8 protein-coding genes and 2 pseudogenes (1 of these 10 only partly in view) are annotated in these 26,287 nt (G+C 71.1%); 3 read left to right on the top strand and 7 right to left on the bottom strand.

Annotated elements, in window-relative coordinates:
• Positions 1 to 454: 454 nt before the first annotated feature.
• The 6 genes and pseudogenes from D7X12_RS43995 to D7X12_RS02690 form a co-directional block, all read right to left on the bottom strand.
• A pseudogene (locus D7X12_RS43995) lies at positions 455 to 742 on the bottom strand (helix-turn-helix domain-containing protein); the annotation flags it as partial.
• Between the two features lie 54 nt (positions 743 to 796).
• Complete coding sequence (locus D7X12_RS43990; protein WP_120623699.1) at positions 797 to 1,870, bottom strand: HAD-IC family P-type ATPase; 1,074 nt, start codon at positions 1,868 to 1,870, stop codon at positions 797 to 799.
• Positions 1,768 to 3,828 (bottom strand): annotated as a pseudogene (locus tag D7X12_RS02705) (HAD-IC family P-type ATPase); the annotation flags it as partial. The pseudogene D7X12_RS02705 and the gene D7X12_RS43990, both read right to left, overlap by 103 nt.
• A gap of 78 nt (positions 3,829 to 3,906) precedes the next feature.
• Positions 3,907 to 5,184 carry a cytochrome-c peroxidase gene (locus tag D7X12_RS02700; RefSeq protein ID WP_120623695.1) on the bottom strand — a complete coding sequence of 426 codons (1,278 nt, stop codon included), beginning with the start codon at positions 5,182 to 5,184 and terminating at the stop codon, positions 3,907 to 3,909.
• Between the two features lie 115 nt (positions 5,185 to 5,299).
• The gene (locus tag D7X12_RS02695; protein WP_120623694.1) at positions 5,300 to 5,476 is read right to left on the bottom strand and encodes an FmdB family zinc ribbon protein; all 177 of its coding nucleotides are present in this window, start codon (positions 5,474 to 5,476) and stop codon (positions 5,300 to 5,302) included.
• A 69-nt stretch (positions 5,477 to 5,545) separates the two neighbouring features.
• Positions 5,546 to 6,388: an SRPBCC family protein gene (locus D7X12_RS02690; protein ID WP_208718784.1), complete on the bottom strand. Its 843-nt coding sequence runs from the start codon at positions 6,386 to 6,388 to the stop codon at positions 5,546 to 5,548.
• 263 nt (positions 6,389 to 6,651) lie between these two features.
• Between D7X12_RS02690 and D7X12_RS02685 the strand changes: the two genes are divergently transcribed.
• Entirely contained in the window at positions 6,652 to 7,074 is a 423-nt protein-coding gene (locus tag D7X12_RS02685) for a CBS domain-containing protein (RefSeq protein WP_120623693.1), read from the top strand.
• 16 nt (positions 7,075 to 7,090) lie between these two features.
• On the opposite strand, the gene D7X12_RS02680 is transcribed toward D7X12_RS02685, so the two are convergent.
• Positions 7,091 to 8,749 carry a cyclic peptide export ABC transporter gene (locus D7X12_RS02680; protein ID WP_158619931.1) on the bottom strand — a complete coding sequence of 553 codons (1,659 nt, stop codon included), beginning with the start codon at positions 8,747 to 8,749 and terminating at the stop codon, positions 7,091 to 7,093.
• A gap of 107 nt (positions 8,750 to 8,856) precedes the next feature.
• Here D7X12_RS02680 and D7X12_RS02675 point away from each other — a divergent pair, with 107 nt between their 5' ends.
• Together D7X12_RS02675 and D7X12_RS02670 are read left to right on the top strand one after the other, a co-directional pair.
• Complete coding sequence (locus D7X12_RS02675; protein ID WP_120623691.1) at positions 8,857 to 26,076, top strand: non-ribosomal peptide synthase/polyketide synthase; 17,220 nt, start codon at positions 8,857 to 8,859, stop codon at positions 26,074 to 26,076.
• Positions 26,069 to 26,287, top strand: partial view of a non-ribosomal peptide synthetase/type I polyketide synthase gene (locus tag D7X12_RS02670; RefSeq protein ID WP_120623690.1) — the beginning only. 14,406 nt of this gene lie beyond the right edge of the window; the window shows 219 of its 14,625 coding nt (coding positions 1–219); the start codon lies at positions 26,069 to 26,071; its stop codon lies off the right edge, out of view. The genes D7X12_RS02675 and D7X12_RS02670 overlap by 8 nt, the downstream gene beginning before the upstream one ends.

Here is a 26,287-nt window from a genome sequence, read left to right as displayed (position 1 = left end):
GCCGGGGGGCATGGCAGGTTGGGGGCGTGAATGACGGCGCGTCGACGAGCCTATTGCTGTTGAGCCCACGTCTCGGGGAGCAGTTCCTCAAGACAGGAGGCCGGGAAGCGGGTGTCGCCGAGATTGGACAGCACATCGCGGAAGCAGGCCCATGCGTCCACGCCCAGCCGGTAGCGGAGCCTGTCAACGTGAATGAGACAGTGGATTCGTGAGATTGCTGAGCAGCCTGATGTGAGTTGGCAAGCCGCGCGGGGTTGTTGATCCAGACGGCGTTCGGAAGGGCCTGGGGCTTCGGAGGGCCGTGGGAGAAGCGCTTGGGGTGCGCGGCGAAGGCGGCCTCAAGGACGGTGGCGCGGGCCGTGAGGCGCGCGTCCGCCAGGCCGTGGTGGACGTCGTGAGGGGTGAGCAGGCCCAGCCCCGCGTGGTGGTGCTCCTCGTTGTACCAGCGGAAGACCAACTCGGCGATTCTCCGGGCCCCGGGCTCGGGTACCTTCGCCGGGGGACCTCGCTTGGAAGGAACCAGGGCCGCCAGTCCTCCGGCCTCGCGCTGGCGTCGTCAGACGCTCAAGTGAGAGGAGTACAGCCCCTCGCGGCGCAGCAGCGCTCCCACCTCACCGGGCTTCGTGCCGCGGTCCGCCTCATCGAGGATGCGCCGTTTGTCCTCCGCCGTGAAGCGACGACGCTTCGCCTTCTCCACCACCTCGGTCTCTCCAACCCGAGCCACATTCACCACCGGATTCATCGTCCCTGCCTGGCTCGGCCTGCACACTCAACTACCGGGTACGGACTGTCTCACTCACGTTGGCAGAGAGGGCAGCGCGCCGAAGGTGAGGAAGTCGAACACGGCGCTCAACAGCCCGAAGGCCACCATGAACCGGGCGATGAGGCGCATGTTCCAGCGCCGGGGCCGGTCCATCAGCTCCGGGTCCACGCTGTCTCCCGCCAGCCCCACCGCCGGGATGTCGGAGAGGAAGTTGTTGAGGAGGATCTGCCCCGCCAAGAGCGGGAGGAAGGGCAGGAAGAGCGACGCCGCCGCCATGCTGACCATGTTGCCCAGGTTCGCGCTCGTCGTGGTCAGGATGTACTTGAGCGTGTTGGCGAACGTCCTGCGCCCCTCGTCGATGCCGCGCCGGACGACGTCCAGGTGGCGCTCCAGCAGGACGAAGTCCGCGGCCTCCCGCGCCACGTCCGCCGCCTGCTGCACGCAGAGGCTCGCGTCCGCCGCGTGCATGGCCGGCGCGTCGTTCACCCCGTCCCCGAGGAAGCCCACCACGTGCCCCTGCTTCTTCAGGGCCAGGATGATGCGCTCCTTCTGCGTCGGGTCCACCTCCACGAAGAGCTCCGCCCGCTCGGCCTGGTGCCACAGCGCCTCGTCGCTGAGCTGGTGCAACTGGGCCCCGGTGAGCACCCGCGTGGTGCCCAGGCCCACCTCGCGGGCCACGTGCTCCGCCACCCGGCGGCTGTCGCCGGTGATGAGCTTGATGTCCACGCCCCTCCGGGACAGCCCGGGGATGGCCTCGCGGGCGCCCTCCTTCGGCGGGTCGGTGAAGGCCAGGAACCGGTACAGGCCTCCAGCACCTGCGCGAAGGCGCCCTTGGTGACGAGCCGCACGTCGTCGCCCTGGCGGACGATGACGGACAGGCGCTTGCGGACGAAGTCGTACGGAATCTCCCCGAGCTTGTCGGCGGTGCCCGGCGCGGGGCGGCGCGCCCGGAGGAGGGCGTCGTCGAGCGGATTCGCCATGCCCGCCTGGAGCCAAGCGTTGAGGGACGCCAGCGCGAGGACGTCCTCGGACCGCGCGCCCTGGGCGTCGTAGGCGCCCTGGAGGCTGACGACGCCCTCCGTCAGGGTCCCCGTCTTGTCGGTGCACAGCACGTCCATGCTGCCCAGGTTCTCGATGGCGCTGAGCCTGCGCACCAGGACGCCCCGCGCGGCCATGGCCTGCGAGCCGGCGGAGAGGTTCACGCTGAGGATGGCCGGCAGCAGCTCCGGGCTCAGCCCCACCGCGAGCGCCAGGCAGAACAGCAGCGTCTCCACGGGGGGCCGGTTCAACAGGACGTTCGCCGCGACGACCCCCAGCACCATCACCACCATCGTCGTGAGCAGGACGTAGCCGAACTGCCGGAGGCCCCGCTCGAACTCCGTCTCCGGCGCGCGCAGGGCCAGGCGCCCGGCGATGGCGCCGAAGGCCGTGTTGCGGCCGGTGGTGACGACGAGGCACCTGCCGGTGCCGTTGCGCACGTGGGTGCCCCGGAACACGCAGTTGTCGCGCTCGGCCAGCGCCGCCTCGGGCGCGGCCACCCCGGGCCGCTTCTCCACGGGGAAGCTCTCGCCCGTCAGCACCGCCTGGCTGACGAACAGGTCCGTCGCCTCCAGCACCCGCGCGTCCGCCGGCACCATGCTGCCCGCGGACAGCAGCACGACGTCGCCGGGGACGATGTCCGGCAGCGGGACCGTGGCGGCCCGTCCTCCCCGGAGGACCTTCACCCCGGTGACGATGCGCTCGCGCAGCCGGGCGATGGTGGCCTGGGCCTTGTACTCGCGCGAGGAGCCCAGCAGCACGCTGCCGAGGACGATGGCCAGGACGATGAGCGCGTCGGTCCAGTCGCCCGTGAAGGCGGAGATGACCGCCGCGACGACCAGCAGGAGGACCAGCGGGCTCTTGAGCTGGAGCCACACGACGCGCAGGCGCGACGGCCGCCGGGCCTCCTCCAGCGCGTTGCTCCCGTGCAGCTCCCGCCTGCGCGCGGCCTCGTCCTGCGCGAGCCCGTCCGGGCTCGCGCGCAGGGCGTCGAGCAGGGTCAGCGGGGCAAGGGCCCAGTACCGCTCGATGGCCGGAAGCCGGGCCGCCTCGCGTTGCTCGCGAAGCTCGCCCCGGGACAGCCAGAGGCCCGGCAGCAGGGGGAGGTAGAAGCTGAGGCCGCGGAACAGCACCGTCGCGGAGAGCGCCGCGGCCAGGGGCACGCCCATCAGCGTCAGCGTCCCGGTGGAGGCCGCCTCGAAGGTGCCGAGCCCTCCGGGGATGACGCCCAGGGTGCGCGCCAGCGCGGAGAGCATGAAGGCGGTGAAGACGCCGGTGGGCGCAGCGTCCACGCCCAGGGCGCGGAGCAGGGCCCACAGCGTCGCCGCGTCGAGCAGGTGGATGATGAAGTTGAAGCCGGTCGCCTCCGTCAGCACGCGGGGGCTGTGCGCCAGCTCGGGCGGCGCTTCGGAGAGGGCGTGCAGGAGCGTCCTCGCGCTCGGGATCCGCGCGAAGCCGTGGGGAGGAGACCGGCCGGCGCTGGCGCCCCGGGTCAAGCGCACGAGGAAGAGGATGAGCGCGCCGCTGAGCGCGATGAGCACCGCCGTGGCCGCCCACACCAGCCCCCGCGCCTCGCCGAGCCAGTCGGCCATGCCCAGCGCGACGAGGAGCGCGAGGATGAGCGCGGTGTAGTTGGTCATCGTCTCCACCACCACGCACGCCATCACCGGCCCCCGCCCCACGCCGCGCCGCTCCAGGCCGTGGACGATGAGCGCCGCGCCGCTGATGCCGGCGGAGGGGAGGGCCTGGTCGATGAAGAGCTTCGCGAAGCTCAGCGAGTAGAGGGCGCCCAGGGGCACGCGGAAGCGCGTCCTGCGCAACACCGCGCGCCACACCGCGGACTGGGACAGGTACGTCGCCGCCTGGAGCAGCGCGGCGACGAGCTGCCAGGCGGGGGCGGACTCCTTCAGCAGGCGCGCGAACTCGCGCTCCTCGGAGGCGCGCGTCACCACCAGGATGACCGCGGCCAGCAGGGCCAGCCCGAAGCCCCAGCCGCGCCAACCCCGTCGAACCGGCGCGTCAGGCACCCCGCCTCCAGGCCCGGACCTCAGGGTGGGACGGCGGGGGCGTCCCACCGCGGCGCGGAGGCAGCGCCGCCGTCGCCTTCACTCCGCCCCGCGCCGCTCGTAGCCGTCCGACAACGTCCGCATGAAGGCGACGATGGCCTGCTCCTCCTGGGGGTTGAGCTTCAGGTCGCCCATCTCGCGGGTGTTGATGTTCTGCCCCACCTCTGGCACGGGCCAGCAGTCCACGCCGGGGATGCCGCTGACGCCCGCGAGGCACACCGGCAGCACGTCGCGTGTGTTGTAGAAGTGGACGACGGACTCCAGGCTCTTGAAGTAGCCGTTGTGGCCATAGGCCTTCACGAAGCCGGGGTAGGGCCGCTTGTCCACGTTGCGCAGCGTGGGGACCTTGACCTTGCCCAGGTTGGCGCGCGCGGAGGGGGCCCACGCGTCGCGCGTGAACAGGAAGGCCCCCAGCCCCAGGTCCACGTAGAAGGGCCCCTCCGGGTTGAACTGGAACTGCCAGTACCAGGGGTTGAACAGGTTGCGCGGCACGCCCAGGTTGTCGAAGGTGTAGTCGGTGAAGAGCGGCGGTTCGCCCCCGGGGCCGGGCCGGCTCGGGTGACAGTTGGAGCAGCGGCCCTTGCCCTCGAAGAGCCGCAGGCCCCAGCGCTCCTGGCGGGTGAGCGAGGCGCGGCCCGCGAGCCACGCGTCGTACTTCGAGGAGAAGGCGTTGACCTCGCGCGAGCCCTCGTACGCGGCGATGGCCAGGGCGATGGAGTCGTAGGCGTGCGGCACGTCGCCGCAGATGGAGGCTCCGTAGACGGCGCGGAAGAGGTCGCCGTAGCGGCCGCCGCAGACCTTGGCCACCACCACGGCCTCGCTGGGGTTGTTCTGCTCCACGGGGTTGAGGAAGGGGCCCTGCGCCTGGTCCGCGGCGGGGTTGCCCAGCTCCTCGCCGGTGGCGCGGCCGTCCCAGAAGTTGCCGCCCACGAAGCGCGCCTCCGCGGGGGTCTCCAGGTGGAGGACGGGCGCCTGGGTGGCGTACGCGGACGAGGGCGGCTTGCGGTTGCCGAAGCGCCCCCGCACGGCGCCCTCGTAGACGGAGCCGGTGAGGTTGATGAACAGGTCCGGCCCCGTCCAACCCACCTCGGGGCCATGGCAGACGGCGCAGGCCTGACCCCGGGGCTCGGAGAGCTCGCGGTCGAAGAAGAGCAGCTTGCCGAGCCGCTCCACGGGCGTCAGCCCCGAGGTGCCCTCCGGGGCACTCGCGGCCAGCGTGGCCTCGAAGGTGGCCAGGGCCTGGATGGCCTCCGGAGCATCGGTGGAGGCCGGCGGGACACCCAGCGCGAGCAGGAGGAACAACCCAGACCGTGACATGGCGGTACCTCCGCTTCGAGCGGGGCCAAGGGTGGCCACCCCGTCAGAGCGCCGCCATGGGCCCGCGGCCGGGGCGGAGTGTCGCCTGGAGGCGCTGGCCTGACAGGCGGGTGCCTCAGTAGGTGAGCCACTTCTTGGTGGTGACCGCGTGGACGGCGGAGAGGCGCTTCTCCACCTCCTTCGCCTCGCGGCAGCGCGGGCACACCGGCGTCCGCTCATCGTGCTCCTTGATCTTCATGACCTCGGTGAAGGGCTCCCGGCACTTGCGACAGAAGAACTCGTAGACAGGCATGGCGTTGCTCCTCTTGGACGTGAACGTAAACGATGCGGCGCGCGGGTGGCGGGTGCCAGTCCCGGCGCCTCAAGCCGTGGCGGTCGTTTCCCCGAAGCGCTCCATCCGCTCGGCGCGCGCCTTCACACCGAGCAACATCTTCCGCTCCATGACGAAGTGCGGGAACTCGATGAGCTGACCGAACACCCGCTCCCCCCACCTGCGCGGATCTCCCCCCGTCCGCCCGCGCACGAGCAGCCGCGTCCTGCCCTCACCCAGGGGTTCGAGCACGAACGCCCAGGTCGTCACGCCCCAGGTCGGGGTCTCGTCATCCATCACCGACCGCAGGACGAGGGCCCGCGCGGGCACGAGCTCCGCCACCTGCATCCCCGTCCAGCGGCTCATGGGGATGATGTCCCCCACCGCGAGTGCCTGGAGCCGCGGGTGGATGTGGTCCGCGGAGTGGCCTTCGACGAACTCGCCGGCCCCCGCGGCCCGCTCCAGCACGTCGTAGCTGTACCAGCCCGCGCGGCGGTAGCCGATCTGCACCAGCCAGGGCCACACGTCCTCGGGACGCGCGTCGATGGTGATGGCCCGCGTGTTCACGGCCACCGGGTTGGGGACGAGCCCGTCCCCGGGCAGGGCGCGCGTGATCTCCTCCGAACCCGCTCCCCAGTTCAGCAGCCACGGGCGGGCGAGCCGCCAGCCCCAGGGTGCGAGCGACGCCACCACGAGGGCCGCCCGGAGCGCCCGGTTCCGCGGGCGCGCGCCGAGCAGCACCGCCGCCGTCGCCGAGGCCGACGCGAGGTCGAGCACCAGCGAAGGGCCCAGGGTGACCCCCATGCCGACCGCCGGCCCCAGCAGGGACGTGGGTCGCTCCAGCGGAGGATGCGGTGGGCGCTGCTGCTCGCGGGAGGGGGGCGTCGTTTCCACGGGTCGGCTCCTTGGAGGGGCCAGCCCTCCGCGCGGAAGCTGCCCACGCGAAGGCGCGCACGCCGCTTCCCTGAAGGGCAGACCGGTGTCTCCCGGGTGAAGGCTCCGAGTGGGACGGCTGGGGCTCGCCACGCCGCTCCATCCCCGCGGGTTGCATCTGGCGGTGGCGGTGCGCTGGTTTGTCGGGAGGAGGACGTGCGCGGGAGCGTCCCGCCATCCACCCGTGCGACCGGGCGCACGGGCCTGGCGTCCAGGGAGGTGCCATGTCGCTCGCAAGGTTCTGCCGCAAGACGGTGGCCGTCATCCAGTCCACGCAGAGCGTAGCCGAAGCCGCCGAGCAACTGCGCGACCGGCACGTCGGCGCGCTCGTCGTCGTCGGGGAGGAGCTGCGCCCGGTGGGCATGCTGACCGACCGGGACATCGTCACCCGGGTGGTCGCCGAGCGGAGCGATGCCACGGCCGTCTCCGTCTCGGACGTCATGTCGCCCCGGCCCGCGGTCGCCCATGTGGACGACACGCTCGACCAGGCGCTCTTCACCTTCAAGAAGCGGGGCGTGCGCCGCCTGCCCATCGTGGACGAGCTGGGGCGCATGGTGGGGCTCGTGTCCATCGACGACGTGCTGGTGCTGCTGTCCGCGGAGCTGGATCAGACGGCCGCCGCCGTCCGCGAGAATCAGGGGCCTTGAGGCGCCGCGCCGCGCTTCACGCGCCCGTCAGCCGTTGTGGGCTGCCCGCGGACTCTTCCGAGACGATGGCGCCGGACTCCAGCTTTACCAGCCGGTCCGCTACGTCGAAGTAACGGTTGTCGTGACTGATGACGACCACGGCCTTCCCCTCGGCCTTCAGGTCCGGCAGCAGCTCCCGGTAGAAGACCTCCTTGAAGTGGGGGTCCTGGTCCGCAGCCCACTCGTCGAAGAGGTACACGGGGCGGTCCTCCAGGTATGCCGTCAGCAGCGCCAGCCGTTTGCGCTGGCCCGCGGACAGGTCCGTGGTGGAGAGCTTGCCGTTCTCGTCGATGCGCACCTTGCGCTGCAACTGGAGCCGCTCCAGGTACGCACGGGCCTTGTCTGATTTTGCTCCCCCGGCCAGGCCGAGCAGTGAGTCGAAGAGGTGGAAGTCGGAGAACACCGTCGCGAACAGCTGGCGGTAGCGCTCCCGGCCTGCCTCCGTCACGGGCCGCCCGTCGACACGGACCTCGCCGGACTCTGGCGCATACAGGCCTGTGATCAGCTTGGCCAACGTCGTCTTTCCACTGCCGTTGCCGCCCACGATGAAGAGCAGCTCCCCCGGCCTGAGCGTCAGGTCGATGGGGCCCAGCGTGAAGGGCGTGTCCTCTCCCTCGCGGCGGTACGCGTGCGTGACCCCCACCAGGTCGATGCGGGACGGAGGGGCAGGGGCCTCCTCGGGGCCTGACGGGAGCGGTTCGCTCGCGGCCCCCGCGGGATCCAGCGCCAACGTGTCGATGTGGCGCAGCGCCACCGTTCCCGCGCTCAACATGGGCAGCAGCGTCATGGAGGCCTCCAGCGGCTGCTGGAGGTAGAGGACGGCGAGCGTGTAGCCCACCAGCGTGGAGGCGGACACCGGGGTGAGCCCCGGCAACACGAAGAGCAGCAGCCCGATGAAGAAGAAGAACAGGCTCATGCTCCAGCTGGTCGTGAGCGTGTGGAGGGTGAAGATCCGCGTCTGGAGCTGCTTCAGCATCTCGGCGGTGGGGAACAGCTCCTGCAGCAGGAACGCCTTGCGCCTTCCTCCGTGCAGCTTCAGCTCCTTCAGGCCCTGGGTGAGCGAGCGCAGGTCGCGGAAGAACCGGTCATTCGTCTGACGCGAGTGCCGCAGCAGTCCCATGATGTGCCGCATGGGGAGCAGGTAGCTGGCGACTCCCAGCGTCGCGAAGATGAACAGCGCCGCGAACACCATCCTCGACATGACGGCCAGGTACGTCATGCAACCCACGATGATGCCGCAGTGGATCAGCAGCGGCGGGATGCAGAGCAGGCCCTGCGTGACGGCCTGGATGTCGTCGATCAGCGTCGCCATCAGCCGGTGGTTGCCCAGCTCTTCCAGCTGGCGCAGCGGCGTCGCGAGGATCCGCTGGCTGAGCTGATCCCGCAGCGCGAACGTGGTGCTCGTCTGCAGGCGCGTGAGCAACAGCTGTGCTCCGATGCGTGAGCCCAGCATCAGCGCTCCCAGCGCGGCGAAGCCGAGGACCGTGCCGCGATCCACGAGCGTGCCCCCACTGGAGAGGACCGCGTTGATGCGCGCGATGAGCCCGGCGCTCGCGGCTCCTGTCAAGAGACCAAAACACACCGCCAGTGCCACGGTGCCTCGTGACCTGCGAAGCAACAGGATGAGCAGGTTCACGCCGTGGGTTCCTTCCGCCAGTAAGAGAACCGGCTTCCTCGCCCTCATAGCTTAAGCTGCGCGCCGTTCTCCAGCGAAGGGACCCAGGCTTCTTCCAGCCCCACATCATGGCACCTCTCTCCGCTCGAACCTCCCCGGCCGCGACGCTCCTGGAGTTGCTCGAAACCCGGGCCCACGCTCTGGGAGAGCGGCCCCTCTACACCTTCCTGGAAGATGGCGGGGAGGACTCGGTCCTGAGCCATGCCGGGCTGGACCTGCGGGCCCGTCGCATTGGCGCCGCGCTGCAGTCGCTGGCCCAGGCGGGCGAGCGTGCCGTGCTCCTCTATCCCCCGGGCCTGGAGTACGTCGCGGGCTTCTTTGGCTGCCTGTACGCCGGGCTGGTGGCCGTCCCTGCCTATCCGCCGGACCCCACGCGCCTGGACAGGACGCTGCCCCGGCTGCGCGCCATCGTCCGCGATGCCCGTGCGAGCGTCGTGCTCACCACCTCCTTCATCCAGGAGATGGGCGAGGGGCTCTTCGAGGGTGCTCCCGAGCTGGCGGCGCTGCGCTGGGTGGCCACGGATGCGCTGCCTGAAGGGACCGAGGCAGGGTGGGTGCGCCCGGCGCCTGCTCCGGACACGCTGGCCTTCCTTCAGTACACGTCCGGGTCCACCGGCGACCCGAAGGGCGTGCGGCTCAGCCACGGCAACCTGCTGCACAACCTGGGGTTGATCTCCCATGCGTTCGAGGTCCGCTCGGACAGCGTGGGCGTCATCTGGCTTCCGCCGTACCACGACATGGGGCTCATTGGCGGCGTCCTCCAGCCGCTGTACGCGGGCTTCCCGGTGGCGCTGCTGTCGCCGCTCGCGTTCCTCCGTCGCCCGCGCTTCTGGCTGGAGTCGTTGTCCCGCTTCGGCGGCACCATCAGTGGCGGCCCGTGCTTCGCCTTCGACCTGTGCGTGCGGAAGGTGCCGGCCTCGGAGCGCGAGGGGCTGGACCTGCGTCGCTGGGAGCTGGCCTTCTGCGGCGCGGAGCCCATCCGCCCGGAGGTCATGTCGCGCTTCGCGGAGGCCTTCGCGCCCTCCGGGTTCCAGCGCGAGGCGTTCTATCCCTGCTACGGGCTCGCGGAGGGCACGCTGATCGCCTCGGGCGGGCGCAAGGGCGAGGGCGTCCTCACGCGCACCTGGGACTCCGCGGCGCTGGAGCGGAACGAAGCGGTGGAGGCTGCTGACGGCCCCGGTGCTCGCGCGCTGGTGGGGTGCGGCCGGACGATGCCGGATCAGACGCTGCTCGTCGTGGATCCGGAGACCGGGCGGCCGTGCCCTCCTGAGCGGGTGGGGGAGATCTGGGTCTCCGGCCCGAGCGTGGCCCAGGGCTACTGGGAGCGGCCCGAGGAGAGTGAGGCGGCTTTCGGTGCTCGCCTGGCGGATTCGGACGGTGGGCCCCGGTTCCTTCGCACTGGGGATCTGGGCCTGCTGCGGGATGGTGAGCTGTTCGTCGCGGGTCGACGCAAGGACCTCGTCATCCTGCGCGGTCGCAACCTGCACCCCCAGGATCTGGAGCTGACGCTGGAGCGCAGCCACGCGGCGCTGCGGCCCGGCTGTGGCGCGGCGTTCTCCATCGACGTGGGCGGCGAGGAGCGGCTCGCGGTGATGTACGAGGTGGACACTCGCAAGCCTTGGACTGCGGAGGACGTGGTGGGCGCTTTGCGCCGGGGCCTGTCCGAGGCGCACGAGGTGCAACTCCACACGCTCGTCCTCATCGAGCCGGGTGCACTGCCCAAGACGTCCAGCGGCAAGATCCAGCGTCGCGCGTGCCGGGCGGAGCTGCTCGCTGGGACGGCTCGGGCGCTGCTGACCTGGAGCGCAACGGAGGCGGAGCCTTCGCCCGGGGAGGGGAACGCTCCGGCTCCGGTGGTGGCTTCCGAGCCTGTCACTGTGGAGGAGTTGGAGGCGTGGCTGTTGGCGCGGATCGCGGCTCGGCTTCGCGTGCGTCCGGAGACGCTTGCTCGGGACTTGCCCATCACGTCCTTTGGTCTGGACTCACTGGGCGCCGTGGAGCTGGCGAACGATGTCGAATCGCTGGGCACCGTCCTGCGCATGGAGGTCCTGCTTCAGGGTCCTACCGTGGCGGAGCTCGCGCGCACGGTCTTCGCGGCGCGTGGGACGGCCGCTGGCAGCGGGCTGATCCGCGCGGAAGAGGGCGCTCCCGCTCCGCTCTCCTCTGCTCAGCAGCGGCTGTGGCTCTTCGAGCAGCTTGAGCGCGGGAGTCCCGCGTATCACCTTCCCGCGGCGGTCCGGCTCACGGGCGCGCTGGATGACGCGGCGTTGGAGCGTGCCTTCGCGGCGCTGGTCCTTCGGCAGGCGGCCCTTCGCGCGACGTTCCGCGAGGAGGATGGCACTCCCTTCCAGGTGACCTCTTCCGTTCCGGCTTCGTCGTTCCGGCGGGTGGACCTCCGCGAGCTTCCGGCGGAGGAACGTGAGGCTGCGGCGCTCCAGCTGGCTCGCGAGGAGGCGCGTACTCCCTTTGATCTCGCGCGGGGACCGCTGCTACGGGCCACGCTGATCCAGCTGGACTCGCGTGAGCACCTGCTCGTCGTGGTGATGCACCACATCGCTTCCGACGGGGCCTCGTTCGGCATCCTGGCCCGGGAGTTGAGCGTGCTCTACGGGGGCGGGGCTTCGTTGGCTCCGCTCGCCTTCCAGTATCCCGACTTCGCTCGCTGGCGCCGCGAGCGTGAGACGGAGGGCGCACTGACGGCTTCGCTCGACGGGTGGAAGGCGCGGCTGGCCGGTGTTCCCGTTGCCCTGGAGCTTCCGACGGACCGTCCTCGTCCGCCTGCGCCGTCCTATCGCGGCGGCCGTGTGGCGCTGCACCTTCCGGAGTCGCTCACGGTCCGGCTGGAGGCGCTGGGCCGGAGCGAAGGCGCCACGCTGTTCATGACGCTGCTGGCGGCCTTCGAGGTGCTGCTTGCGCGCCACTCGGGCCAGGAGGACTTCTGTGTCGGGACTCCCGTCAATGGACGGGAGCGGGCCGGATTGGAAGGGCTCATCGGCTGCTTCCTCGACCTCGTGGTCCTTCGTGCGTCCCTCTCCGGCGCACCCCGGTTCCGCGAGCTGCTGGGGCGGACCCGGGAGGTGGCGCTCGATGCGTTCGCCCACCGCGACGTTCCCTTCGAGCGACTGGTGGACGCCATCCAGCCTGCTCGGGATCGCTCACGTGCTCCGCTGTTCCAGGTGTTGTTCGTGCTCCAGCCAGAGCCCGGTGCTGGACTCGCGCTGCCCGGCCTGGAGGCCCGCCGTGTGGAGGTGGATCCGGGTGCCACGCCGTATGACCTGACCCTGTCCCTTGCTCGCGGCGCGGAGGGACTGGACGGGTGGATCGAGTACGCCACGGACCTCTTCGATGCGGATACCGCCACGCGACTGGTGGCGCGGCTGGGCGTGCTGCTGGAGGCCATCGCCGCGGATCCGGACCAGCGCATCTCCTCGCTTCCGCTCCTGCCGGAGCCCGAGCGGCAGCGGGTGCTGGTGGCTTGGAACGACACGCGCACGGAGTTCCCGGACGCTTGCCTCCACACGCTCTTCGACGCGCAGGCCGCTCGGACTCCGGACGCTGTCGCCGTGGTGTGCGGAGATGAGGTGCTCACGTACCGCGCGCTGGACCGTCGGGCCAACGCTGTGGCGTGGCGGCTGCGCGAGCAGGGCGTGGGGCCGGAGTGCATCGTTGGCTTCTGCGCGGACCGCTCCGCGGACCTCGCGGTGGGGCTCCTGGGCATCCTCAAGGCGGGCGGTGCGTATCTTCCGCTGGATCCCTCGTACCCCGAGTCCCGGCTCGCCCTCATGCTGGAGGACTCCGGTGCGGCGGTGGTGCTCGCGCACCGGCACCTGGCGGGAGCCCTTCCGTTCGGCGGACGGACCGTGGTGCTGCTGGATGCTCCGGGGGAGGCGGCCGCGGCGCCTCCGTCTGACGTGGGGCCCGGCAACCTCGCGTACGTCCTCTACACCTCCGGCTCCACCGGCAGGCCGAAGGGCGTGCTGATTCCGCACCGCAACGTGTCCAGCTTCTTCACGGGCATGGACGCGCGCGTGGGCACCACTCCGGGCACGTGGCTCGCGGTGACCAGTGTGTCCTTCGACATCTCCGTGCTGGAGCTGCTGTGGACGCTGGCTCGGGGCTTCAAGGTCGTCGTGCAGGGGGAGCAGGGGAGCCTGGGGGCCGCACCGCTCCGGGCGGTTCGTTCGCGCCGCAAGCCGCTGGGCTTCAGCCTCTTCTACTTCGCCGCCGACGAGGACGTCCCGGGGGCGGATCGCTACCAGCTGCTGCTCGAGAGCGCGCGCTTCGCGGACCGTCATGGCTTTGAAGCGGTGTGGACTCCGGAGCGGCACTTCCACGCCTTTGGTGGGCTCTATCCCAACCCCTCGCTCACGGGCGCAGCCATCGCCGCCATCACCGAACGCGTGGCCATCCGCGCTGGCAGCGTCGTCCTTCCGCTGCACCACCCGGTGCGTGTCGCGGAGGAGTGGTCGCTCGTCGACAACCTGTCGAAGGGGCGCGTGGGCATCTCCGTGGCTCCAGGTTGGAACGCGGATGACTTCGTCCTCGCTCCGGAACGGTATGCGGAGCGGCGCGAGCGGTCGCGGCAGGACCTGGACACCGTGCGACGGCTGTGGCGCGGCGAGGCCCTGAGCCTGCCCAATGGCACCGGCACCTCGGTGGATGTCCACATCCGCCCGAGCCCCGTGCAGCGCGAGCTGCCTGTGTGGCTCACCGCCGCCGGCAATCCAGAGACCTTCCGCGAGGCCGGCCAGCTGGGCGCGGGCGTGCTCACGCACCTGCTGGGCCAGCGGTGGGAGGAGCTGCGAGAGCGCATCGCCCTCTACCGAGAGGCGTGGCGCGCGGCGGGCCATGCGGGCGAGGGCCATGTGACGCTGATGCTCCACACGTTCGTGGGGCACGACGTGGAGCGCGTACGCGAGACAGTGGAAGGCCCGCTGCGCCGCTACCTGAGCACCTCCGCGGACCTGATGCGGGGGCTGGGGCGGACGCTCGGGATTGAGCTGGATCCGGCCTCCGTTCGTCCCGAGGACCTGGACGCGCTCGGGGCTCGCGCCTTCGGGCGCTTCTTCGAAGGAGCGGGGCTCTTCGGCACTCCGCGCACCGTCCGTGAGCAGGTGGCTCGCATCGAGTCGCTTGGCGTGGATGAGGTCGCGTGTCTCATCGACTTCGGTGTGGATACGGATGCGGTGCTTGCCAGCCTGCCCGCGCTGGATGCCGTGCGGCAGCGGTGCGAGCGGGACTTCCTTCTCCAGGAGCAGGACGGCGGCACGGTGCCTGCGCAGCTCGCACGGCACGGTGTCACCCACCTGCAGTGCACGCCTTCGCTCGCGCAGGCGCTGCTGCTGGAGCCCGGTGCGCCGGGTGCGCTCGCAGGGCTGGAGCGGCTGTTGGTGGGCGGTGAGGCGCTGTCGACAACGTTGGCGGCACGGCTGCGCGACACCGTGGGCGGGGCCCTGCTCAACATGTATGGCCCCACGGAGACCACCATCTGGTCCTCGTCGCACCGCGTGGACGGCGCTTCGGGGCCGGTTCCCATTGGCACGCCCATCGCCAATACCGCGATGTACGTGCTGGACGCGGAGCTTCGGCCCGCGCCCATCGGTGTGCCCGGTGAGCTCTACATTGGCGGAGCGGGTGTCGCCCGCGGGTATCACGCCCGGCCGGAGCTGACCGCCGAGCGCTTCCTGCCGGATCCGTTTGGCGGTGCCCCTGGTGCTCGGATGTACCGCACGGGTGACCGGGCACGGTGGCGCGCGGATGGGACAGTGGAGTTCCTGGGGCGCGTGGACCACCAGCTCAAGGTCCGTGGCTTCCGCGTGGAGCCTGGTGAGATTGAGTCCGTGCTCGCCCGGCATCCGGGTGTGACCCAATCGGTGGTGGTGGCTCGGGAGGACGTGCCCGGGAGCGCGCGGTTGGTGGCGTATGTCGTGCCCCGGCACGATGCGGTGCTGTCCATGGATGCGCTGAGGGACTTCGCCCGGCGGTCGCTCCCCGAGCACCTGGTGCCCTCGGCGATGGTTTCGCTCGCAGCGCTCCCGCTGACGCCGAATGGGAAGGTGGACCGCAAGGCGCTGCCCGCTCCGGAGGGCGCGCGTGACACGGTCCGGGAGTACGTGGCTCCTCGGACGGAGACCGAGCGTCTGCTGGCGGAGCTGTGGTCCTCGCTGCTGGGGGTGGAGCGGGTCGGCGTGGATGACGACTTCTTCGCGCTCGGTGGGCACTCGCTGCTCGCCACTCGGGCCGCGTCCCGGATTCGTGAGTCGTTCGGAGTGGACCTGCCCCTGCGCGAGCTCTTCGAGTCCGCCACTCCGGCATCGCTGGCCGCTCGCCTGGATGCGCTCCCCCGGGTGATGTCCCGCGTGCCCCCGCTGGTGCCTCGACCTCGCGAGGGCGCACTGCCCCTGTCCTTCGCGCAGCAGCGGCTCTGGTTCCTGGAACAACTCGAACCGGGCGGCGGCGCCTACAACGACGCGGTGGCCGTTCGAGTGGAGGGCTCGCTCGATGCGCAGATGCTGGAGCGCTGCCTGCGTGAGGTGGTTCGACGCCACGGTGTTCTCCGCGCCACCTTCCGTGACGAGGAGGGCACTGCTTCCTGGCGCATCAATCCCGAGCCGCAGCTCTCGCTGGTGCGCTTGGACCTGACGGCGCTGCCGGAGCCGATGCGGACGGAAGCGCTGTCACGGCGTGCGGAGGAGGAGGCCCTGCGCGCTTTCGACCTGGGCTCGGGACCGCCGCTGCGCGCCACGCTGGTTCAGCTGGATGCTCGTGAGCACGTGCTCCTGCTCGTGCTGCACCACCTCGTGTCCGATGGCGGATCCCTGGGCGTACTGGTGCGTGAGGTGGCTGCGCTCTACCGCGCCTTCTCCGAGGGCAAGTCGTCGCCGCTGCCGGAGCTTCCGCTCCAGTACGTGGACTATGCGGCGTGGCAGCGGGACTGGCTGCGCGGCGAGGCGTTGGAGGCGCAGCTTGCGTACTGGCGGGCCCGACTGGATGGCGCGCCTCGTGTCCTGGAATTGCCCACGGATCATCCGCGCCCGGCGGTGCGCACGAGTCGCGGTGCGAACCGGAGCGTGCTCCTGGGCGCGGAGCTGTCGCGCGGGCTGAAGGCGTTGGCCCAGCACGAGGGCGCCACCCCCTTCATGGTGCTGCTGGCGGGCTTCTCCGCGCTGCTGTCCCGTCATGGCGGACAGGACGACCTGTGCGTGGGCACCCCCGTGGCGGGCCGCGACCGGACCGAGCTGGAAGGACTCATCGGCTGCTTCGTCAACACGCTGGTGCTCCGGGTGTCGCTCGCCGGGGAGCCTTCCTTCCGTGAGCTGATTGCCCGCGCACGGGAGACGGTGCTGGGCGCGTTCGCGCACCAGGACGCTCCCTTCGAGGAACTGGTGAAGGCGCTCCAGCCCGAGCGCGACCTGGGCCGCAGCCCGCTCTTCCAGGCCATGCTCGTGCTGCAGGAGGACCCCCTGCCGGAGATCGCGATGCCGGGCCTCCGGCTGCGCGTCCTGGAGCAGGAGAGCCGCACGGCGAAGTTCGACCTGCGGCTCATCCTCACGGACACCGCGGAGGGCTTCGTCGCGAACCTGGAGCTGAGCACCGACCTGTTCGAGCCCGACACCGCCTCGCGCCTGCTCGGGCACCTGCGCGTGCTGCTGGACGCGGGCGTGCGCGACCCCGAGCAGCGCGTGCTCGACCTGACGCTGATGCCACCGGAGGAGCGACACCGGATCCTCGTGGAGTGGAACGACACCCGGCGCCCTCGTGCGGAGGGGGTGGTCCTGCACCGAATCATCGAAGCGCAGGTGGACCGCACGCCGGATGCGGTGGCGGTGAGCTTCGAGGGCGAAGCACTCACGTATCGGGAACTCGACCGGCGGGCGAACCAGCTCGCGCGGTACCTGCGTGCTCGCGGCGTGGGCCCGGACCGGTTGGTCGCGCTGTGCTCGGAGCGATCACTGGAGATGGTGGTAGGGCTCCTGGGCATCCTCAAGGCGGGCGGGGCGTATGTGCCGCTCGACCCGGAGTACCCCCGCGAGCGGCTGGAATACATGCTCGCGGACGCGGCGGCGCCGGTGCTGCTCACCCAGGCCCGGCTCGTGGCGGGGCTGCCTCACGGTGGTGCGGCGGTGGTGTGCCTGGACTCGGAGTGGGACGCGGTGGCTCGCGAGGACTCGGAGCGTCTCGACGTGGCGGTGGAGGGGAGCGGGCTGGCGTACGTCATCTACACCTCGGGCTCCACAGGGCGGCCCAAGGGCGCGATGAACACGCATGCCGCCGTGTGCAACCGACTCCTCTGGATGCAGGAGGCCTACGGACTGGATGCGAGCGACGGCGTCCTCCAGAAGACGCCGTTCAGCTTCGACGTCTCCGTGTGGGAGTTCTTCTGGCCGCTGATGACGGGCGCGCGGTTGGTGATGGCGCGGCCCGGCGGCCATCGCGAGCCCGCGTACCTGACGGGCGTCATCGCGCGCGAGCGCATCACCACGCTGCACTTCGTCCCGTCCATGCTCCGGCCGTTCCTGGAGGAGCCAGGGCTCGCGGAGTCCTGTGCCAGCCTGAGGCGCGTGTTCTGCAGTGGCGAGGCGCTGCCTCCGGATCTGCGGGATCGCTTCTTCTCGTCCGTGGACGCGGAGCTGCACAACCTCTACGGCCCCACGGAGGCCGCGGTGGATGTGACGGCGTGGGCCTGCTTGCGCGAGGACACTCGGCCTGCCGTTCCCATCGGGCGTCCCATCGCCAATGCGCGGATGTATGTGCTGGATGCGCGCTTGCGGCCGGTTCCGACGGGTGTGCCGGGTGAGCTGTTCATCGGTGGCGACCCACTGGCTCGCGGCTACTGGCAGCGGCCGGAGCTGACCGCCGAGCGCTTCATCCCGGACGCCTTTGCTCCTGCGGCTGGTGCGCGGATGTATCGCACGGGGGACAAGGCCCGCTTCCTCGCGGATGGATCCCTCGAGTACCTGGGGCGGCTGGACGACCAGGTGAAGGTACGTGGCTTCCGCATCGAGCTGGGAGAGATTGAAGCGGTGCTGTCACAGCACCCGGCCGTGCGGGCTGCGGCCGTGTCGGTGCGCGAGGATGTTCCGGGGAATCGGCGTCTCGTGGCGTACGTCGTCGCGTCCTCCGGAGGGGTCCAGGGCTTGGAGCTGCGCGCCTTCCTCGGTGAGCGGCTGCCCGAGCACATGGTGCCTTCGGCCTTCGTCACCCTCGATGCGCTTCCGCTGTCTCCCAGCGGGAAGCTGGACCGCCGTGCGCTCCCCGCGCCGGAGCAGGGACCGGTCGGTGGAGGTGCTGGGTTCGTCGAGCCTCGGAGCGAGCTGGAGCGTCAGCTCGCGCGCATCTGGGCGGGCGTGCTGGGCGCCGAGCGGGTCGGGGTGGATGATCGCTTCTTCGAGCTGGGCGGTGACTCCATCCTCGCGCTGCAGGTGATCTCGCGTGCGCGACAGGCGGGCATCCACCTCACGGCGCGGCAGCTCTTCCAGTACCCGACGGTGGCGGGGCTGGCCCGGGTGGCGGCGAGCGTTCGGCGCGCGGGCGAACAGGGTCCGGTGGTGGGCCCTGTCCCGCTCACTCCCATTCAGCAGTGGTTCCTTGGACGCGAGCTGCCCGAGGCGCATCACTTCAACCAGGCGCTGCTGCTGGAGACTCGCGAGCCCGTGGACGCCGAGATGCTGGCGCGGGCGCTGCGGGCCCTCGTGGACCACCACGATGCGCTGCGGCTGACGCTGACGCTGGGGGTGACGAGCTGGGAACAGTCCTTCGCGGAGCCCGAGCTAGATGTTCCGCTGGGCCGGGTGGACCTGTCCGGGCTGTCGGAGTCTGAGCAGGCCTTGGCGGTGGAGCGCATCGCCACGGAGACGCAGTCGGGACTGGACCCGCGCGAAGGGCGCATCGTGCGCGCGGTGCTGTTCGAACGGGGCACGGGGAGGACCGGACGTCTGCTGCTGGTCATCCACCACCTCGCGGTGGATGGCGTCTCCTGGCGCGTGCTGCTGGAGGACCTGGAGACCGCGCTTCGCCAAGTTGGTGGTGGCGAGCCTGTGGTGCTTCCGGTCAAGACGACGTCGTTCCAGGCGTGGGGTCGGCGGTTGGAGGCGCATGCGGCTTCTGCGGCCGTCGCGGAGGAGCTGCCCTTCTGGCGCGAGGAATTGAGCGCGGACGTGCCCCTGCTTCCCAGGGATCTGTCGGGAGGAGCGAACACGCAGGGTTCGGAGCGCACCGTCATGGTGGCGCTGGAGCCTGCGGTGACGCGTGCGCTGCTGCGGGCTTCGGCCTCCGGACCGCGTCCTGGCGTGGAGGATGTGCTCCTCGCAGGTGTGGCGAAGGCGCTGGGTCGGTGGACCGGGGAGCGTCGGCTGCGAATCGACGTGGAGGCCCATGGTCGCGAGGAGCTGTTCGACGACGTGGACCTCTCGCGCACGGTGGGGTGGTTCACCGCGCTGTATCCCGTGCGGCTGGAGCTGCCGGTGGGCTCGGAGTCGTCGGCGGTGCTGGACCGGGTCCGTGCTGCTCGTGAGCGCCGGGCGGGCAGGGGGCTTGGGTACGGCCTGCTGCGCTACCTGCGCCACGATGAGGATGCCGCGCCGCTGCGCGAGGCTCGGGGCTCTTCCGAGGTCCTCTTCAACTATCTGGGCCAGCTTGAGGCAGGCGCTCGGGACAATGCGCTGTTCACGCTGGCCTCCGGATCCACCGGGCCTTCACAGGGGACTCGCGGGCTGCGGAGCCATGTGCTGGAAGTGGTGGCCCGTGGGGTCGGCGGACGCCTGGAGCTGACGTGGCACTACAGCGAAGCACTGCATGACCGCGCGACGATCGAGGCGCTCGCTCGGGACTGCGCCCAGACGCTGACGGAACTCGCGGGGGCGGGGGAGGAGCGATATCCGCTGTCTCCGCTCCAGCACGGAATGTTGTTCCAGGTGTTGCTGGAGCCCGGCACGGACGCGTACTTCGAACAGCTGGGCTGGACGCTCGCGGGGCCGCTGGATGCCGGCGCGCTGCGGAGCGCGTGGGCCGCGGTGGCTGAGCGTCACCCCGCACTGCGGACGTCCTTCCTGTGGGAAGGCCGCGAGGAGCCGCTCCAGGTCGTTCACTCACGCGTGGAGTTGCCCTGGACCGAGCACGACTGGCGTGCACTCCCCACCGAGGAGCGAGCCCGGGCCCTGGCGTCCTTCCTCCGTGAAGACCGGGCTCAAGGCTTCGAGCTGTCGCGTGCGCCGTTGATGCGACTGGCGCTGATCCGGATGGAGGACGCCGCCTGGCGGTGCGTCTGGAGCTTTCATCACCTGCTGTTGGACGGGTGGAGCCTGGCGCGGGTGCTGGGCGAGGTGCTCGATGCGTACGCGGTCATTGCACGCGGCGGGGCCTGGAGTCCGCCCGCCGTGGCGGACTTCCGCTCCTACTTCGAGTGGCGGGGCCGCCGCCGCCCCGAGCAGGACGAGGCCTTCTGGCGGGAACAGCTCGCGGGCATCGAGGCTCCGACGCCGTTGCCGGCGGAGGGTGGCTCCGCGAGCGTGAGCCCACCCGGAGAGCACGAGCTGGCACTGAGCGAAGCGGAGACCACGGCGCTCCAGGACTTCGCGCGTCGCCACCGGCTGACGCCGAGCACGTGGGTCCACGGCGCGTGGGCGCTGCTCTTGTCGCGGTATGGCGGCGGCGAGGATGCCGTCTTCGGAACGACGCTCGCGGGTCGGCCGGCGGAAGTGCCGGGCATCGAGGAGGCGGTGGGGTTGTTCATCCACTCGCTCCCGGTGCGCGCCCGTGTGCGGCATTCGGTGGCGCTGTTGCCCTGGCTGCGCGAACTCCAGTCCGTGCTGGTGGAGTTGAACCAGCGCGAGCCCGTCCCGCTCACGCGACTCCAGGGTTGGAGCGAGGTGCCTCGGGGCACGCCGCTCTTCGAGAGCCTCCTCGTCTTCGAGAACTATCCCGTGGACGCGGCGCTCGCCAGGGGCGCGGCCGGGCTGGAGGTGCGGGACGTCTCGGTCTTCGAGCGCACGCACTACCCACTGACCGCGGTGGCGCTGCCGGGTCGCTCGCTGCGTCTGAAGCTCCAATACCGGCCGGAGCGCATCCGGGGTGATGCCGCCGCGAGGCTGCTCACGCACTGGTCCACGCTCCTGCGGGAGATGATCGCCAGACCGGAGCAGCGGCTCGGTGAGGTGTCCCTGCTGTCCCAGGCCGAGCGCCACCGGGTGCTGGTGGAATGGAACGCCACCGCGACCGCGTACCCGCGCGATGCCACGGTGCATGCGCTGTTCGAGGCCCAGGCCGCTCGGACGCCTGATGCCCTCGCGGTGGTCTACAGCGGGAACTCGCTCACCTATGCCGCGTTGAACTGGCGGGCGAATCAGGTGGCCCACCGGCTGTGCTCGCTGGGCGTCATGCGCGGTTCCACCGTGGGCCTCTGCGTGGAGCGCTCCCTGGACCTCGTCGTGGGGATGCTGGGCATCCTCAAGGCCGGTGCGGCCTATGTGCCGCTGGATCCGGCGTACCCGCGCGAGCGACGGGCGTGGATGCTCGCGGACGCTGGCGCGCAGGTGCTGCTCACCCAGGAGCGGCTGCGAGATGCGCTGCCCACGGAGGGCGTGCGGGTCTTCGCGCTGGACGGTGACACTTCGCTGGATGACGTTCCTGGAACGGAGGCTCCCGTCTCCAGTGCCAGCTCGGAGGATGCCGCCTACGTCATCTACACGTCCGGGTCCACGGGGACGCCGAAGGGCGTCTGCGTCCCGCATCAGGCCGTGGTCCGACTGGTGGTGGAGACGGACTTCATCCGCGTGGTGCCGGAAGACCGCGTGGCGCAGGCCTCCAACGCTTCCTTCGACGCGGCCACGTTCGAGATCTGGGGCGCGCTCCTGAACGGTGCGCGCGTGGTCGGCGTGGACCGGGAGACGGCGCTTGCACCGAAGGCCTTCGCCACGTGGCTGAAGGACGAGGGCATCCGGGTCCTCTTCCTCACCACGGCCTGGTTCAACCAGGTGGTCGCCGAAGCACCAGACGCTTTCAGCGGCCTGCGCCAGCTTCACTTCGGTGGCGAGGCGGTGGATCCCCGGCCCGTGCGCCAGGTCCTTCGCGAAGGGCCTCCCGGGCGGCTGCTGCACGTCTACGGCCCCACCGAGAGCACCACCTTCTCCACGTGGCACCTCGTCACGGAGGTGCCGGAGGGGGCCACGTCCATTCCCATCGGCAGGCCGCTGGCGAACACGGTGCAGTACGTGCTCGACGCGGCCATGGCGCCGGTGCCGCCGGGCGGAGTGGGGGAGCTGTGGCTCGGCGGGGACGGGCTGGCTTGGGGCTACCTGGGACGGCCGGAGCTGACGGCGGAGCGCTTCGTGCCGCACCCGTTCAGCACGCGCCCCGGAGCACGGTTGTACCGGACGGGCGACCGGGTCCGGTTGCTCTCCGACGGCGCGGTGATGTTCGTGGGCCGCGTGGACACGCAGGTGAAGGTGCGTGGCTTCCGCGTGGAGCCGGGAGAGATTGAAGCCGCGCTGCTGCGCCACCCGGCGGTGCGGCAGGTCGCCGTGCTCGCGCGTGAGGATTCGGTGGGGGGCTCGCGGCGCCTCGTGGCCTACGTCGTGCCTTCGGCGGAAGGCGCCGCCGCGCCGTTGGCTTCGCTGCTGCGCGCCTTCCTCGGCGAACACCTGCCCGCGTACATGGTGCCTTCCGCCTTCAGCGTGCTGGAGCGCCTGCCGCTCACACCCAACGGCAAGGTGGACCGCCGCGCGCTGCCGGAGCCCTCCGGGGCTGAGTTCGCGAATGATCAAGCCGGGGACTTCACCGCGCCGCGAGACCCCGAGGAGGAGTGGGTCGCGGGGCTGCTGCGCGAGCTGCTCGGCGTTTCACGTGTCGGTGCCCATGACAGCTTCTTCGCCCTGGGGGGCCATTCGCTGCTGGCCACCCGCGTCGTCGCGCGCATCCACGCCACCTTCGGCGTGTCGCTGTCGCTGCGTGACCTCTTCGAGGACCCGACCGTGGCGCGGCTGGCCGAACGCATCCGCTCGGCCCGGCAGTCCGCGGGGACCGTGCGCCTGCCGCCCATCGCCCGCGTGCCCCGAGATGGCCCCCTGCCGCTGTCCGCGATGCAGGAGCGTCTGTGGCTGCTGGAGCAGCTCCAGCCGGGCACGGCCCTCTACAACGTCCCCTGGGCGGCGTGGCTCTCCGGGCCGCTGGACCTGCCCTCACTGGAGCAGGCGCTGACCGGGCTGTGCCTCCGTCACGAGGCGCTGCGGACCACCTTCTCGAGCCACGCGGGCGAGCCGGTGCAGGTCATCCACCCGAGCGTCGCCCTGTCGCTTCCCGTGGTCGACCTGCGCGGCCTGCCGGAGTCGGAGCGCGAAGCCCAGGCCCTGCGCGCCGCTTCGGAGGAACTCCGCCGCCCGTTCGACCTGGCCCACGGTCCGTTGATCCGAGCACTGCTGATCCGCACGGGCGAGCACTCGCACCTGCTGGTCCTCACGCTGCACCACATCATCTCCGACGGCTGGTCCCTGGGCGTGGCCGTGCGGGAGCTGTCGGCGCTCTACGGGGCGCACCTGCACGGTCGGCCCTCACCGCTGCCGGAGCCCTCGATTCAGCCCGCGGACCATGCCGCGTGGCAGCGCGACTGGCTCCAGGGCGAAGCACTCACCGCGCAGGTCGGTTACTGGCGGAAGCAGCTCGCGGGAGCGCCGCCGGTCCTGGAGCTTCCCAAGGACTTCCCGCGCCCCAGCCTGCAGCGCTTCCGAGGAGACCTCCTGGCCGTGCGTTTCCCGGCTGGTCTGTCCGATTCGTTCCGCGACCTCTGCGGGCGTGAGGGGGTCACCCCGTTCATGGGCCTGCTGGCCTCCTTCCAGCTCCTGCTGTCCCGCGTGTCGGGCCAGGAGGACGTGTGCGTGGGTTCGCCCATCGCTGGCCGGCAACAGCCCGGGCTGGAGGAGTTGATCGGCTTCTTCGTCAACACGCTGGTGCTGCGCGCGCACCTGCCCCGGACGCTCACCTTCCGCGAACTGTTGCGGCAGGTGCGGCAGACGACGCTGGACGCGTACGCGCACCAGGACGTGCCGTTCGAGAAGCTGGTGGAGGCGCTGCACCCGCCCCGCAGCCTGAGCCACGCGCCGCTGGTGCAGGTGGTGCTCGCGCTCCATGAAGGCACGCGGCAGGACGCCGCGCCCGAGGGCCTGGCCTTGCGCCCCGTGGAGCTGGGTTCGGGCACGGCGAAGTTCGACCTCACGCTCTCCCTCTCCGACTCGCCGGACGGGTTCGCCGGGACGCTGGAGTACGACGCGGACCTCTTCACCCCGGAGACGGCCGCTCGGTTGATGAAGGGACTCCAGGTGCTCCTGGAGGGCGCGGTGGCGAACCCCGGTCAGCGCCTGGGCGAGCTGCCGATGATGGACGCGGCGGAGCGCCGACGACTGCTGGTGGAGTGGAACGACACCGCGGTGGACTACCCGCGCGAGGCCTGCCTCGCGGCGCTCTTTGAAGCACAGGCGGCGCGCACACCGGATGCGGTGGCGGCGGAGTGCGAGGACGCGCGGCTGACGTACGGCGAGCTGGACCGGCGTGCGAACCAGCTCGCGGGGTATCTGCGCAAGCGCGGCGTGGGGCCGGGGACTCCGGTGGGCTTGTGCGTGCAGCGCTCGCTCGAGCTGGTGGTGGGGATGCTCGGCATCCTCAAGGCCGGTGGCGCCTACGTGCCGCTGGATCCCACCTATCCTCGCGAGCGGCTGGCCTTCATGGTGGAGGACTCGCGCCTGCCCGTGGTGCTGGCGCAGCGGTCGGTGCTGGAGCTGCTGCCTTCCGGGGACGCGGCGGTGGTGCTGCTGGACGAAGCCTGGAGCGAGGTGGCGCGCGAGTCCGAGGCCCCGCTCCACGTGACGGTGCCGGCGGAGTCACTGGCGTATGTCATGTACACGTCGGGCTCCACGGGACGGCCCAAGGGCGTCTGTGTCCCGCAGCGTGCGGTGGCGCGGCTGGTGCTGGGCTCCCGCTTCGTACGGTGGGGCGCGGACGAGGTCTTCCTCCAACTCGCCCCCATCTGCTTCGATGCCGCCACCTTCGAACTGTGGGGTGCGCTGCTGCACGGCTCGAAGCTGGTCCTCTTCCCGCCCCGGACGCCCACGGTGGACTCGCTCCAGGATGTGATTGCCCGCCACGGGGTCACCACGCTGTGGCTGACGGCCGCGCTCTTCGAGGCCATCAGCGCCTCAAGGCCCGAAGCGTTGGACGGGGTGCGGCAGCTGCTCGCGGGCGGTGACGTGCTGCCCCCGGCGGTCGTGCGCGAGCGGCTCTCGCGCGGTGGCGTCCTGGTCAACGGCTATGGGCCCACCGAGGGCACCACCTTCTCCTGCTGCCATGTGATGGGGGGCTCCGTCGCGGAGGGCGCCATTCCCATCGGCCGGCCCATCGCCAACACGCGCGTGTATGTGGTGGACGGCGGGCTGTTGCCGGTGGCCGTGGGCGTGCCGGGCGAGCTGCTCATCGGCGGAGACGGACTGGCCTGGGGCTACCAGGGTCGGCCGGAGCTGACGGCGGAGCGATTCATCCCGGATGCCTTCGGAACGGACGCGGGCGGGCGGCTGTACCGCACGGGCGACAGCGTGCGCTACCGCGAGGACGGGACGCTGGAGTTCCTCGGGCGAATGGACGCGCAGGTGAAGGTGCGCGGCTACCGGGTGGAGCCGGGCGAGGTGGAAGAGGCGCTGCGCAAGCACGCCGCGGTGGCCGAGGCGGTGGTGGTGGCCCGGCCGGATCCGGCGGGGGGCAAGCGACTGGTGGCCTACGCCGTGCCCCGGGCAGGGGAGACGCTGGAGCCTCGCGCGCTGCGGGCCTTCCTGGCGGAGTCGCTTCCCGAGTTCATGGTGCCTTCCGCGCTGGTGCCGCTGTCCGCGTTGCCGCTCACCCCGGTGGGCAAGCTGGACCGCGCGGCGCTGCCGGAGCCGGACGTGGCGCGCCCGGCCGGGAGCACCTTCGCGGAGCCGTCCACGGCGCTGGAGCGTCAGGTGGCGGAGCTCTGGGCGAAGGTGCTCGGCGTGGAGCGGGTCGGGGTGGAGGACCACTTCTTCGCGGACCTGGGCGGCAGCTCCATGTCCGTCGTCAAGGCGTGCGCATTGCTGCGCGACACACTGAAGCGCGACGTCCCGGCGACGCGCTTCTTCGAACATCCCACCGTCCGCGCGTTCGTCATGTCCCTGGAGCGGGACGGCGAGTCGGCGGCGGACACCCAGGACAATGAGGCCCACGTGGATCGCGCCCAGCAGCGGCGGCAGGCGATCCGGCGACAGGGCCGAAGAGGGAATCACGGCAATGACTGAGGGTGACGACGTGCAGGGCGAAGACACCGGCAACGACATCGCGGTCATCGGCATGGCGGGGCGCTTCCCGGGTGCTCGCGACCTGAAGGACTTCTGGAACAACGTCCGTGGGGGCGTGGAGTCCATCTCGTTCTTCTCCGAGTCGGAGCTGGAGCGCTCGCCGCTCCTTCCAGAGGAGCTGTGGAACCACCCGCGCTTCATCCGCGCTGGC

The sequence above is a fragment of the Corallococcus sicarius genome, assembly GCF_003611735.1.
Taxonomy (GTDB): Bacteria; Myxococcota; Myxococcia; order Myxococcales; family Myxococcaceae; genus Corallococcus; species Corallococcus sicarius.
The sequence above is the reverse complement of the archived record's forward strand: the minus strand, read 5'-3'. Positions and strand labels throughout refer to the sequence as shown.